This window comes from Cyclobacterium amurskyense (assembly GCF_001050135.1).
GTDB classification, from domain to species: domain Bacteria; phylum Bacteroidota; class Bacteroidia; order Cytophagales; family Cyclobacteriaceae; genus Cyclobacterium; species Cyclobacterium amurskyense.
On record NZ_CP012040.1, the window covers coordinates 4,626,925 to 4,641,350 of the forward strand.

Below are 14,426 nucleotides of genomic sequence, written 5' to 3' on the forward strand. Positions count from 1 at the left end.
GCCTGTCCCGTGTTTACGGGAAGTGTTGCAATCGCAAGAAAATCAGGCTGTTTGGAGATTTTAGCATAGCACCGCTATGGTGAAATTGAAAACAGCAACGTAGTGGCTGATTTTAAAGCGATTTCAGCACGTAATAGAATGTCTATTGCATATTTCGGGATAAAGTTAATCTAGAATACATAATTACCAATTATTAGCATGTATGAAAAGATTTCACACATGCTAACAAATTAGTTTTCACTGCTTTAGGATTGATTTAAATGATACACTAGTCTTCTGATAGCCGGACTTTTAGGCTGCCCTTACCATTCTCCAGAGTCCAGGCAGGTATTCGGATTTCTATTCGCTTTAGATTTTCCATGGTCTTGTCAATTTCCAATGGAGGTGGATCAAGAGAAATAACTGATAAATTGTATTTATCAGTATTTAGAATTCGGATATGTAGCGTTTTGCCGTTCTGCTTTAATACTGCACCATTTTTCTCCAAACTAACCTCCGCTTGTGTCATCAAACCCCAGGTGATACTTTTGGTATTTTCATTGGTCTCGAAAGTGTCCTCAATGAGTAGGGATCCCTTCGAGTCTTTTGTGAATTTCCGCTGTACAGCTTTTGTATTGTCAAAGTACAAGTTACTAAGGTCTATACTGACTTCAGCCTGATCCTGATCTTTGAAATCTATAATCGGAGCAAAGCCTTGTACATTGAAATCTTCATCATTCACTGTAATGGTACTGTGGGTCCGATTGTTTTTGGTAAGCAATGTCCATCTTGGACAATCCTGACAGTGGCCAGCCAGGTTAAAGCCTATTTTATTAAGCGGATAATACCTTTGGTTGCCTGGGTCAACTACCCAACGTACACCGTTTAGGTCAAATACAAAGGTGCCCGCATCCATATTTCCATGACTCAATTGGGCCTTTCCGCCTTTCATCCCTGCAAAATAATCCGAGTCGCCCCTGAAAATAGCAACAGGATTTGTGCCTTTTCCAAGCCAGCTTTGGGCTATTTTACCAGTGTTTTTCGGATCCATCTGCGAAAGCCAAACGAGGCCAAGTCCTGCAAACCTTCCAGCCTCTTTTGGATTTTCAAAAAAGAAATGATCAAAATACAACGCATCAGCCGTTTTTGCACCAAACCAAGACAGCAAAAGGGCAACACCTCCATTGTATTTGTCTCCTGAATCTGCAAAATTGAAATAGTTGCCTGATGGGGCAGTGGCGTTTAGTAGGAATTCGGCGCTTTTCATAAATCCGGGACTTTCTGAAATCCCAAAATCTGAGCCAAATGCAGTCTCTAGCGTATTTGAAGCAATGATCGTATAACTTGTCCCATAACCCCAATAGGAAGGGCCTTCAGGATATACTCCATCTGGTGCGTATTCTTTTAAGGAATTGGGGAGTTTATCCAAGGCCCTGGAAATGGTTTTTGCTGCAAGTTCAGGATCAACATCCGCCACAGCTAAAGATGCGGCAATCATGCCTCCATGACATACAGCATTCCAATTGTTATGTCCGTTGATCCAAAACATTCTTTCTCCATCTTCATTGAAACTGGGTATTATTCCTTTTTCAATCAGTGCTTTCTTAGCCAGACTGACAGTCGTCTTTGGCAAATCCTCTCCAGCCCAGTCCAGTGCCAAAGCTACACCGAAAGACATTTCAGCAATGTCAAGAAAGTGCTGCGGGTTCCAATCAGAAAAGGCACAGACCGCCTTCAATTCCACGTCTATTCGCTGCAATATTTCTGGCTGGCGTTCAATTCTATATACCATGGCAAGTGTACTCATTCTTTGAATCAGCTCTCTGGAAACAAACAAAAGCCGAAATCCTTCGAGCTCTCTTTTTAGGAGAGGTTGGTCAAGAATGCCTTTGGCTTCCTTTTGCAGGTATTGGTAATAGGATTGCATTAGAGGATCTGATTGTAATTTCTCTTTCAGTGTCCTTTCGATAGTAGGAGTAAGGATGAGTTTAGGAGAGGTCCTTTTTAAATTTCTTTTTAAATAGGCAGCAGTAATTGGGTTTTCCAATTTCACTTTGGGAGATGTTGCCGAGGTTTGGGCTTGATTTACTGACAATAATCCTGTCAATATAAAAAAAGCCAAAAACGATAAAAAGCTGAATAATCGGTGACTGTGCATGGGGTTTAGGTTATCGGATCTGGGTTTAATGTTCCCTTGTCCTTTTTAAGTACTTTTTTTAGTTTCATTCACAATGCTATCTCAAAATAGGAGATTGTAAAGTCAATATAAATAAAATATTACAATTGGATTCGATTGCTCTGAATTGACATTGAATCCAAAATAGGCAGTGGATTAAGTGCCGAAACCTCTCATTCGCTAAATTATTTTGTGATGGATATATTTCCTGATAGGTGGGGAGATCCTATTCATAGTGTGAGTTGTACGCTAATTAAAATCCGGAGGTAAAAATGGGTACCTAGTTTACCAGTGTTATAAGACCATTTGTTGGGAAATAAATTATCTTGTAACAGATAGGGGTGTAAACACTATAATAATTATTTAATAGTCATCATTCCTTCTAAATTGAAACTTTAAAATATAAAGGATGATTTAATAAAGGGATAGTTATATTGTTAATTGAGTAATAATCTATTTAAAATAAGTAAGTAATATAGATGTTATTTAGGAAGTTCATTATAAATTATTATTTTTATTAAAAATTAGATCTTTTTGTAAACTGGCCACTCAATTTTATTAATAATAAATTTAGGTATAACTTTCTAAATGTCGTTTTATTATGAAGTATAAGTATTTATTGACTCTTGTCTGTGTTTTAATTGTGTTTTCTTCAGTAGCACAAACCTTTTCCCCGGCATTTCAAGGGTTTAGCAGAAAAAAAACCACTTTTATAACCCTTAAAAATGGGACTGAGATGTCTGTGGTAGTTAAAAAATTGTTTTTTAAAAAAGGTTTAATCGATGATTTAAAAGTAGAAAGGTCTAGTGATGGGAAGAAAGTCAAGATAAATCCAGAGGAAATTGACCATATGTATATTCCACCTAGTACACTTGCTAAATTGAACCAGTTTATGGACGCAAGTTCTGATATTACTAAATTACAAGATAACGAATTATCATCGGAGCACTTGGATGATGGTTACCTCTACATGGAATCATCTAATGTTCAGGTGAAAAAGAATAAAACACAATATTGTATGATGCAGGTAATGAATCCTACTTTTAGCAAAAAAATAAAAATATACAATGATCCATTTGCAAAAGAATCTGCCAGTGTTAGTTTCGCTGGAATGAAGGTTGCAGGAGGGCTAGACAAGTCCTATTATATCAAAAAAAATGGCGAAGATTTAGCGAGACGTATTAAAAAAAATGAATATAAAAAGGACATTGAAGAGCTCTTTGCCGAATGTCCAGCTGTGATTGAAAAGTATAAAGATGATCCTAAATGGGTAGATTTTGAACAATTCGTTTACGATTATTCAACGATGTGTGTGACTAAATAATCTAGTTTAATTTATTGAAAGAGGATTGTAATAGATTGGGCAATATTTAACTGATTAATTATAAACTTTGAACAATAGGCATTATTCAGTTAGGCTTCCTTTGTTATATAGGTTTTTGCTGCAAAAAAACAATTAAAATCATGGGTTCACAAATTTATCGACATAAGGCAATAGAGTTGTTTTACATTGAGAAGTAAATATTGGAAAACCAGCTATTTTAGAGTTAATACTACTAAGTAAATGCTTAGAATAAAGGAGTTGACAATTATTTTAGGTAAAGGCTTAATTTTCTATTATCTTTCTAAAAAAAATTAGACCTATATTTTTATGGAAAGTCCAATCTCCTCAAATGAATTCGATAGACTGTTAGCATTGGCCGATTACGATTTAGATAATCAAGAATTAGAAGGCCAGCTTAAAGACCTTACCAAATTGGCTGCTAAGGTAGCCGGGACGGATATTTCGCTTGTAAATTTAATTGATGCTGTAACGCAGTGGAGTGTCGCGAGTGAAGGCTTGCCTGTGATGCAATTGCCAAGAGAAGAGTCTGTTTGCCAATATACCATCATGGAAAACCACTCTCTTGAAATTAAAGACCTATCAAAAGATGAGCGATTTAAAAATAAGGTTTATGTTGCTGCAGATCCCAACCTGAGGTATTATTTAGGTGTCCCGTTGACAACCGAAGCTGGGTATAATCTTGGGGCATTGTGTGTGTTGGATACGAAATCGAGAGTTATTAGTCCTGAGAAGATTGATCTTTTGGAAATTATTGCCGGTGAGATCATGAACAGGTTAAAAATTATTAAGTCTGTAAGTGAATTGAAATCCAAGGTAAAGGATTCATTGGAGAGGCAAGAGCAAGTAGCCCATGATATCAGAGGACCAATAGGTGGAATCATAGGTTTAGCACAGATCATCAAAGAGCAAGGTGACCAAAATAAGTTGGACGATGTCCTTGAATTTATTAAAGTTATTCAAAGTAGTAGCCAATCTTTATTAGAATTGGCTGATCAAATATTGACCACGCATGATAAACAAAAACATGTCCCTGCTTTAACGAATGAGGGCGAATATACCCTCGAGATATTAAAGGAAAAGCTTGAAAATTTATATGGGGTTCAAGCCAACCAGAAAAAGGTTATATTTAATGTTGAGGTGATCGGTATGAATTTGGAAATGCGATTTCCAAAAGCAAAACTACTTCAAATAATGGGTAATCTGATTTCCAATGCTATCAAGTTTACTCCTGAAGGAGGTTCTGTTAGCATCGGAATTAGTCTTACTGAAAAAAATTACCGAAAGGAGTTGAAGTTAGAAGTAAAGGATACTGGAGCAGGAATGAAAAAAGAGCAAATTGAGGAAATTATGAGGGGAGAGGGGAAAACAACAGACGGAACAGCAGGCGAGAAAGGTTATGGTTTTGGCTTACCCTTGGTTAAACACTTAATAGACTCAATGGGAGGGGTTTTAAAAATTGATTCTAAAATAGGTGAGTTTTCAAGGTTTGAAGTAAAATTGCCTGTTTGATTTCAAAGGAGTAATTTAACCCGGATTATGTAATAGGATTTCTCCGTCCTGACCCATGTCAGGGGTGAAGCCTGTCCCGTGTTTACGGGAAGTGTTGCAATCGCAAGAAAATCAGGCTGTTTGGATATTTTAGCATAGAACCGCTATGGTGAAATTGAAAACAGCAACGAAGTGGCTGATTTTAAAGCGATTTCAGCACGTAAAAGATTGTCTATTGAATATTTTGGGTTTAACTCTCGTAAGATATTTGGAAATAAAAAAAACCTCTTTTTAGAGGTTTTTTTTATTTCTTTTGGATTAGGTTATTTTAATTAAAAGCACCCTTAAAGCCTTCCATTAATTGATCTGCCTGAGTATCTACCATAAAGGAAAGGTTTACCTTATCCCAGCTAAAAGTTACTTTTGCAACTTTATTGTCCTCTGCTGAAATGGAATAGGAAAGTCTTTCTTGTGAGTCCATGGTTTTTTCAGGACTTACTTTGATGGCCACCGCATCATCACTTGCAAGCGCAGTTGAATTTACTTTTCCATCCTGAATATAAGCGTAGATAGCATTGCCTTTACTGTTGAGATGAATGGTCCAATCACCGGACTGTGCAGGTGTAATGAATACAGAGTATTTTCCAGGGTTTACTGTTTTGCTTGCAATTTTTACTGCCGTACTGAATTCAATGGTTGTTGGTGCATTTGCACCTGCTCTCCAAGGTGTGCCATAAGGAACTAGGTCACCGAATACAGTTCTACCTTTTACTGCAGGAGAAGAGTAATCAATACTAATCTTAGTGAAACCTACATTTTGTGACACAAAGCTGGAAGGGCTTGGGGCTGGTGTTTGAATTTGGGCTTGAGCTTGTGTAGTAGCTGCAAAGACGGTTAAAATGGAAAATGCCAGAGCAAGATAAAGATATTTCATGTTTTTCATAAAATTGGTTTTTTTTGAGCGTTAAAAGGACGAAGATACAAAAGCCAAATGAAAATTCAGCTTTTTTATTTAATGATTACCCTAACAATACTTGAACCAACCTTGTAATCTCAGTTGGGAAACCTTTTATAATATTGTGATGTAATAGAAGTATAGAGTGTTCAAGTGTTATTAATTAATTAGTTTTATGTTTTGTGCTGAACTTTTAATATTTAACAAAATTTTTCTTATAGATCCCAAAATGAAAGAGCTAAGGAAAAAGTTAAATCAAGTTGGTTACCTCTTGTTGGATCCCCAATAGTTCAAGGGTTGAATTCATTGGTAATTGGAGATCTTTCTCATTGAACTTAATTTTTCCTTAAATTTTAGGGTTCTGATAAATGAGAAAAATATTGTTTGATTGAAAAAAATTTCATAGAATCATTTCATAATTGTGAAAATAGAATATAATTGATTAAATTTTAGTCATAAATTTTATAAAATGAAGAATTATTACAAATTTAAAATTTTATTTAATTAAAATTTTATTGATAAAAATGTTTTGGTTTGCACATTATAAAATGGTTTAATTAGAATATTTAAGTTACATTTATTAGTAAAGTCAGCTCATGTAGCTATGAAAAATGGTTGAAATTAAATCTACTTAAGGTTTAATTGGTTGTTTTTAAGGTAGTTAAGCTTTGAGTTGTCCTAATAAACTAGTTGTTTAAGGAAAAAATCACCTATCTTATGATCATTAACTGATTAGCATTAACGGTCCGCAGTAATTTAAAAATGAAATATTCACCTTCATATCAGGATTTAATAAATCAAATTACTGAGCTCAAAAAGCAAAATGAGCGTCTCCTATTGAATGCAAAATTAGATGGAGAAGAAGTTAAACATCAAAAAACGATCCCAATTGAAATAGGAAAGGTAATAGAATCTCAGAAATTCTCTCATTCTTTACTCAATAACATGGGGGATTCCGTTTTTGTAAAAGATGATAAAAGTAGGCTGGTCTTGGTTAATGATGCTTTTTGTGAAATGTTTAACCTTCCAAGAGAAGCAATAATTGGTAAAACACTGGCTGAAAATGTTCCACAAAATGAAAGAGAAAGTTTTTTAAAAATAGATTCAAAAGTTCTTGCTGATGGTATAGAGAATATTAATGAGGAAACCTTAACACTTAATGGAACAACAAGGATAATATCTACCAGGAAGTCACTATTTATAGATTCCAAAGGCGAAAAGTTTTTAGTAGGTGTGATTCGGGATATATCCGATCGAAAAAAAGCAGAAAATGCTTTAAAAGAAAGTGAAGAACGGTTTAGAGAACTCAATGCGACCAAAGATAAATTATTTTCCATCATAGCACATGATTTGAGAGGGCCATTTAATAATATAATAGGTGTATCAGAACTTCTGTCTAAAAATGAAATGTATTTAGAAGATGAACTATCGGGTAAATACATTAATATAATTAATTCAACGGCTAAAAGTACACTTGCTTTACTTGATAATCTATTGAATTGGGCTAAATCTCAAACGGATGAGCTGCGCATTAGACCAGAAAAAATTATTTTTCCCCAAATCATTCATGAAATAGTTAGCCTTGAAAGACCTTTGGCCATGGCCAAAGATATTAGCCTCGAATTTAGGCCTACCAAAGAATTCATTATTATTACAGATGGGAATATTTTAAAAACAGTGTTAAGAAACTTAATCTCTAATGCTATTAAATTCACCCATAGCGGCGGGAAAATAACAATTTTGACTAGCGTTGATCAAGAGAATGTTGAAATCACTATTGCTGATAATGGCGTTGGAATGAGTAAAGAAACCATGAAAGGTCTTTTTAATATATCATCAAACGTTACTTTTTTAGGCACTTTGAATGAAAAGGGTTCTGGTTTAGGTCTGGTTCTTTCAAAAGAATTTGTAAAAAAACTTAATGGGAATATTGAGGTTGAAAGTGAAAAGGGAAAAGGGAGTAATTTTAAGATTAGTCTTCCTTTGAATAATTTTAATTAAGTACAGGGAAAATAGTCAATTGTTCCATTTTTGGGTATACCTTTCTTACATACAGGGGGTTATTTCCTTAATTATTTATAAATTCATTCATTGGATTTCAGGTTAAGATTGAACCCAATAAATAATTTTCAATGAAAGAACTCTACACTACTTCACTATTTTTTTTGCTGCTTTTTTCAACAAATGGTTATGCTCAAACTAGCTTATTAGAAAACTTAAATACTCCAATTATTTTCCAAGGCAACGATTCAGTAGCCTATAGAGATCCAGCCATTTTGTTTCATGAGAACATGTTCTATTTGTTTTATACAATAGTACAGTCTGAAGATGGTCTGATATATTCTTATACAGCTACGAGTAAATCCAGAGATTTAAAAAACTGGAGTCCTGGTAAAATTATTACGCCAAAAGGTCAGCATTTAAACTATTGTAGCCCTGGAAATGTAATCCGATTTAAAGATGAATGGATAATTAGCTTACAAACCTATCCTAGACCCGGATTAAGGGACAAAGATCCTGTAATGTATGGAACTGCTGACGCAAGGGGTTTTATTATGCGTAGCAAGGATCTAGAAAACTGGAGCGAACCTGAATTGTTAAAAGTAAAAGGACCAAATGTAAAAGAAGCAGACATGGGTAGGATGATCGATCTCTATTTGGTGGAAGACAAAGATGAAAAAGGAAAATGGTGGAGCTTTTACAAACAAAAAGGCGTAAGCATGTCCTATAGCTATGATTTTAAAAACTGGACCTATTGTTGCCATACCAAATCCGGTGAAAATGTTACCGTTCTTACAGAAAATGAGAAGTATCTATTATTCCATTCTCCACATAATGGCATAGCCATTAAACGATCCTCTAATCTCAAAGACTGGGAGGATTGGGGAGATTTGATTGTCTTAGGTCAGAAGGATTGGGAATGGGCAAAAGGTAGGATTTCCGCAGGAACGGTCATTAACCTCACTAATAATCCAAAGGTGGGGAAATACGTTATGTTCTTTCATGGATCAGGTCCAAAGACAGAGGAGGAAGGAGATTTTGATAGAAATGCCTCTTTGGGTATAAGTTGGAGCAATGACCTGATTAACTGGGACTGGCCCGGGAAAGCTTCGAATTGAGGTTCTAGGTCAAAAGTATGGATGGAGATAGATAAGCTACTTTCTTGCGTAGCTAGCTTATCCTTGTCGATACCGATTTAACGATAATTTTAAGTTAAAAAAAATGCAAGTATCAAGAAGAAAATTTTTCACAAAACTTGGATTAACAGGATTAACCGGATTGAGTTTTCCAAGACTTCTTTCTGCAATCAATTCCAAAGGAAGGATACTAAATAATATAAAGGGGAAGGGCTTAAGCATCTTGTTCCAAGGCGACTCAATCACTGATGGTGCCCGAACTAGAAACCAAGATTGGAACCACATAATGGGGCATGGTTATGCCTACCTTGTTTCAAGTCGGCTTTGGTTTGATTACCCCAAGGAAGAATTGATGTTTTTCAATAGAGGTATTAGTGGAAATAAAGTTACGGACCTACTTGACCGATGGCAAGAAGACACTATTGACCTTAAGCCTGATGTGCTTAGTATTATGATTGGTGTAAATGATGTGGTTAGAATTATTTCAAAAGAGTATTCTATAGAAGAATGGGAGGAGAACTACAAAAAGCTGTTAAATAAAACAAGAAGCGAACTCCCAAATACTACCCTTATCCTATGTGAACCTTTCTTATTAATTGATGATTGGCCAATAGAAAAAGCAGTGGCTTGGGAGGCTATAATTTTCAAAATGCAAGTAATAGTTCTTCAGTTGGCCAAAAACTATAATACTATCCATGTGGAATTACAAGATCAGTTCAATTTGTCTCTTCAAAAAGCACCTGCCAAATATTGGGTTTGGGATGGTGTACATCCCATGCCCGCTGGTCATGAATTAATTGCCCGGATTTGGATAAAAGAAGTAAGTAAAAAGCTTGATTTTATAGGGAAGTAATAGCAAACTTCATTTTTTGTAACCTCAGATCCCCCTCTTGGAAAGCCTTTATTTTTATATGGCCTGATTTTCTTGTGAATTTTGCTCTCCTAAGGTGATAGAGCGGTAGTTTCTGCAGAAGAGGTGGATATGTTTTCTCATTCGAAATATTCATTGAGTTGCAGAATAGGTATGTTTTTTTAATAAATAATGGCATTGGATTTAGGGAAATAAATATTCTTGGCACATGAAAAAGTAACTGATTTCTATTTGTCCATATAGGTCTTATCCCATTGTACTGAAACCTTTATAATTGATAATTATATTAGTAAATAATCATTTTCGTTTATTTTTTTATTATTACTTTTATTTATGTTTATATGAAAAAACGAAATTAATCAATAGTTTTATGAAGACATATCTTTTTCCCTTCCGATTTTGATTGCACTCAGGTATTAAACCCGGATTATGTAATAGGATTTCTCCGTCCTGACAATAGTCAGGGGTGAAACCTGTCCCGTGTTTACGGGAAGTGTTGCAATTGCAAGAAAATCAGGCTGTTTGGAGATTTTAGCATAGCACCGCTATGGTGAAATTGAAAACAGCAACGAAGTGGCAGATTTTAAAGCGATTTCAGCACGTAATAGATTGTCTATTGCATATTTTGGGTTAAAGGGGAAGATATTATTTAGGTTTTGTGAAATAGACTATCCTACAATTGTTTGTTGCCTAAACTCTAAATTAATTGATTATTAATATAAAGGTTAAAAGAAAATATATGGCTAAGTTGAAAAACAAAATTGGCACTAACCATCCTTCTCATAAAAGGAAAATTATTACCATGCTGTGTACACTTACTATAGGCGTATTGGGCATTGTCATGGTAAGTTTTTCACATAGTAAAAATACATTTCATCAAGAAGACGGTTATCTTATCAGAACAAAGTTGGATAAGCATGCTAAAATTACTGGCGAAAAAAATCTCAAGCAATCCAATGAGTCAGTCAACCTTTTACAAGAGAAAGCAAAGTATAAACCTAGGGTCATAAATACTACTGATTTAGGGGCTGATCCCGATGACAAACAATCCTTGGTGAGGCAATTGGTTAGTGCCAATGAATTTGATATTGAAGGCTTGATTGTTTCTACGGGTTGTTGGAGGAAAACCCAAAGTAATACAGATATGCTGGACCAAATTGTCAATGCTTATGCTGAGGTTTACGATAACCTTACCGTTCATGCCGAAGGATTCCCAAGTCCTGAATACCTGAAATCCATTTCAATCATGGGACAATTGGGTTATGGCATGTCTGATGTAGGCTTAGGTAAGGACAGTCCTGGTTCTGAACTTATCATAAATGCAGCTGACAAGGATGACCCAAGACCAGTTTGGGTCATGGGTTGGGGAGGAATGAATACGGCAGCACAAGCCATCTGGAAAGTGCGCGAAACGCGTTCTCCAGAAGCCTTCAATACTTTTCTTAGTAAACTAAGATTGTTTGATATTTTGGGTCAGGATGATTCCGGTGCTTGGATTGCGAAAAATTTCCCGCAAGTATTTTACATCCGTGCTACAGGTGTATATGGTTGGGCCCCTTCAGATGAATATTTAGACAATCACATCCAAAACCATGGGCCTCTTGGTGCTGAATATCCTGATCGCCAATGGGCAACAGAAGGGGACTCACCTGCCTTTATGCATGTTTATCCCAATGGCTTAAATGATCCTGAGCAAATTGATCAGGGAGGCTGGGGTGGTCGCTTTAGTTTTGCGAAGCAAGAAGGTATCAGAAGCATGTCCGAAGTGAAGAAAATAAAAGAGGATGCAGAACTTTTGTTCGATCCCTATTATATGTATGGCAATACTCCGGAAAAGGCCAAAGCAATAAAAAAATGGAGCAATGGCTATAATAATGACTTTGCGGCACGTATGGACTGGAGTATAACAAGTAAATATAAGGATGCAAACCATCATCCAAAGGCAGTGCTGAATGGAGATAAATCACTTAAAGTATTAATAAGTTCTGCTAAGGCAGGATCAACCATTGCTTTAAATGCGAAGGGTTCTATCGATCCTGATGGAGATGAATTGAGCTATAACTGGTCTTTTTATGATGAACCTAGTTCATATGATGGTTCGATAATTATTCAGGACAGTGAATCCCCCTCAGCTAAAGTGCTAATTCCTTCGGATGCTGTTGGTAAGAATATTCACCTTATTTTAGAAGTTCATGACAATGGAACTCCCAATTTATACGCTTACCGTCGCCTTATAGTTGAGGTGCAACCTTAGGGCTTTCTGGTAAAAAATACAAAGGGAGCATTGTTGTTTTTTGGATTTAGAATAGGTGGCGATGCCAATAGCTATCCATTTACATAGGATATAAATTCAGGTTTAATAAAATTTATTTTATAAATTACCTTCAGTTAAAGGCCCAAAGATAGTATCTGTATAGGCCATTGTATTTGAAAATAGATCTCAAATCAATTAAAAACCCTGACTGAAATTCTAGAAAAAAACTTGGTAGGGAAAAGGGTTTTAGGCCTTTTTATACTGGCCAATATTGTTTATATCCTAATGCTTGTCGTTACGATTCCCCGTACAATGGACTTTTCTAATGGCATGGATTTATTGGACATGATGCCTATGGGATACGATTGGGCTTATGTAGATAAATTATTTAGTAATCTTGGAGAGGAGGGACGCAGCAATTATCTAACCGTGCAATTGCCTGTAGATATGCTTTACCCATTTCTTTTCGGGATTTCCTATTGCTTAGTTATTGCTTACTTCATCAACAAACTGAACAGACTACATTCTCCTTGTATTTTTCTATGTTTATTGCCTATACTTGCTGGAATAGCAGATTATCTAGAGAATTTTGGGATTATTTCAATGTTGAAAGGTTATCCTGACCTAAGTGAATTTTCGGTAAATATGACTAGTATTTTTTCCGTTGTTAAGTCTACTTCTACAAGTGTGTTTTTTATTGCTATTATAATTATGTTGCTGATATTAGGCTTTCAAGCTATTTCCAGAAAAAAAGTAAGGGCATAATAAGAAGGAGTCCTGTTGGTGTATATAGAAGGGGAAACAGCTCATAGAATCCCAGGTTTAACCAAATTTAAACTTTGAAAAGAAGAAGCCAATACTCAATTGAGCAAAAATTAAATTTTCCTTATGTAACTAAAGTACCTGAACAGGCGGATACATTTTCACATCTTTACATTATAAATCATCAAACAGTCTATTGCTGTTACTGAGCAAAGCATAATTGAAGGTAATAGCAATAAAATTTGGAGAGGGTAGATTACATGGTACTGGTTATCAGTTTGATAATAAGGTGTGATTGTATTATTGTCCCTGTTTGAAACGGAAATTTAAACTTGAATTAAAATGGATTTAAAAAAAATAATTAAGGAAAAAACAGGTACTATTGTTGATGTCAGAACCCCAATGGAATTCAGTGGTGGCAATGCAGAAGGTTCTATCAATATACCATTACAAGAGTTGGAAATCAGGAAAGAGGAGTTGAAATCCTTGAAGCAACCTTTGGTTTTATGCTGCGCAAGTGGGGGAAGAAGTGGACAAGCCACCCAATATTTAACGCATCAAGGAATTGAATGCTATAATGGTGGCTCTTGGTTGGACGTTAATTTTTATCAAACCCAAACTGTATAATCCAATGTTAAATACACTCAAACAACTCTTCGGTTTTGGACCAAAGGTAGATTACAATCAACTGCTAAAGCAAGGTGCAATTATTTTAGATGTACGCAGCAAAGGTGAATATCAAGGTGGACACATAAAAGGGTCAACCAATATACCTGTAGATACGTTAAGTAGTAATCTAGGTAGGCTCAAAGACAAAAACAAGCCTATTATTACCTGTTGCGCAAGTGGAATGAGAAGTGCTTCTGCAAAAAGAATATTAAAATCAAAAGGTTACAATGTAGTTCACAATGGAGGAGCATGGAACAGTTTGCAAAATAAAATTCATCAATAATTTTTAAAATATAAACCAAAATGAAAACAACCAATCAAATCGGACTCGACACTGCTAAAAGTAAATCCTTAGCTGAAGGTTTAAACAATTTACTTGCAGATTATATGATGTTTTACCAAAACACAAGAGGCTTGCATTGGAACATTAAAGGAGACAAGTTTTTCGAATTGCATTTGAAGTTTGAAGAACTTTATAACGACTTACTATTGAAAGTAGATGAAGTTGCAGAGAGGATCTTGACTTTGGGAGCAACACCATTACACACATTTGACGATTACAAAGGAGCTGCTAAAATTAAATCCTTGAAAAATGTATCCAATGGGAAAGAGGGGGTACAATCCATTCTTGAGGCATTAGAAACAATCATATTGGAACAAAGAGAATTGCTATCCCTATCTGCTGATGCAGATGATGAAGGTACCAATGCCTTAATGAGTGATTATATCCGTGAACAGGAAAAGCTGGTGTGGATGTATTCTTCTTTCTTAAATAAATAGCGATAAGATT

Annotated in this window: 12 protein-coding genes; 10 read left to right on the forward strand and 2 right to left on the reverse strand. The window is 35.4% G+C overall.

The annotated features are described in order from the left end of the window. Nucleotides 1-268 precede the first annotated feature (268 nt). Nucleotides 269-2,137, reverse strand: coding sequence for a heparinase II/III domain-containing protein (locus CA2015_RS18710; protein WP_240477841.1), 1,869 nt, complete (start codon nt 2,135-2,137; stop codon nt 269-271). Between the two features lie 619 nt (nt 2,138-2,756). Between CA2015_RS18710 and CA2015_RS18715 the strand changes: the two genes are divergently transcribed. Both CA2015_RS18715 and CA2015_RS18720 read left to right on the forward strand, forming a co-directional pair. Continuing rightward, a complete protein-coding gene (locus CA2015_RS18715; RefSeq protein ID WP_048643274.1) occupies nt 2,757-3,479 on the forward strand; it encodes a hypothetical protein in 723 nt (240 codons plus the stop codon). Between the two features lie 327 nt (nt 3,480-3,806). Further along, the gene (locus CA2015_RS18720) at nt 3,807-5,009 is read left to right on the forward strand and encodes a GAF domain-containing sensor histidine kinase (protein WP_048643275.1); all 1,203 of its coding nucleotides are present in this window, start codon (nt 3,807-3,809) and stop codon (nt 5,007-5,009) included. Between the two features lie 307 nt (nt 5,010-5,316). Here the strand turns inward: CA2015_RS18720 and CA2015_RS18725 are convergent, their stop codons facing one another. After that, nucleotides 5,317-5,931 (reverse strand): DUF2911 domain-containing protein, encoded by a 615-nt coding sequence (locus CA2015_RS18725; protein ID WP_048643276.1) that lies wholly within the window; start codon nt 5,929-5,931, stop codon nt 5,317-5,319. 774 nt (nt 5,932-6,705) lie between these two features. Between CA2015_RS18725 and CA2015_RS18730 the strand changes: the two genes are divergently transcribed. The 8 genes from CA2015_RS18730 (at nt 6,706) to CA2015_RS18765 (ending at nt 14,416) form a co-directional block, all read left to right on the forward strand. Further along, complete coding sequence (locus tag CA2015_RS18730) at nt 6,706-7,944, forward strand: PAS domain-containing sensor histidine kinase (RefSeq protein WP_048643277.1); 1,239 nt, start codon at nt 6,706-6,708, stop codon at nt 7,942-7,944. Nucleotides 7,945-8,075: 131 nt separating this feature from the next. Further along, complete coding sequence (locus tag CA2015_RS18735; RefSeq protein ID WP_048643278.1) at nt 8,076-9,062, forward strand: glycoside hydrolase family protein; 987 nt, start codon at nt 8,076-8,078, stop codon at nt 9,060-9,062. Nucleotides 9,063-9,165: 103 nt separating this feature from the next. Then, on the forward strand, nt 9,166-9,933 hold the full coding sequence (locus CA2015_RS18740) for an SGNH/GDSL hydrolase family protein (RefSeq protein WP_084011896.1): 768 nt from the start codon (nt 9,166-9,168) through the stop codon (nt 9,931-9,933). A gap of 757 nt (nt 9,934-10,690) precedes the next feature. Continuing rightward, on the forward strand, nt 10,691-12,205 hold the full coding sequence (locus CA2015_RS18745) for a nucleoside hydrolase-like domain-containing protein (RefSeq protein ID WP_053086715.1): 1,515 nt from the start codon (nt 10,691-10,693) through the stop codon (nt 12,203-12,205). Between the two features lie 228 nt (nt 12,206-12,433). Beyond that, a complete protein-coding gene (locus CA2015_RS18750; protein WP_205749783.1) occupies nt 12,434-12,970 on the forward strand; it encodes a hypothetical protein in 537 nt (178 codons plus the stop codon). Nucleotides 12,971-13,309: 339 nt separating this feature from the next. Next, entirely contained in the window at nt 13,310-13,594 is a 285-nt protein-coding gene (locus CA2015_RS18755; RefSeq protein ID WP_048643280.1) for a rhodanese-like domain-containing protein, read from the forward strand. A 4-nt stretch (nt 13,595-13,598) separates the two neighbouring features. Next, the gene (locus CA2015_RS18760; protein ID WP_048643281.1) at nt 13,599-13,919 is read left to right on the forward strand and encodes a rhodanese-like domain-containing protein; all 321 of its coding nucleotides are present in this window, start codon (nt 13,599-13,601) and stop codon (nt 13,917-13,919) included. A gap of 20 nt (nt 13,920-13,939) precedes the next feature. Continuing rightward, nucleotides 13,940-14,416 (forward strand): Dps family protein, encoded by a 477-nt coding sequence (locus CA2015_RS18765; protein WP_048643282.1) that lies wholly within the window; start codon nt 13,940-13,942, stop codon nt 14,414-14,416. Nucleotides 14,417-14,426: the final 10 nt, after the last annotated feature.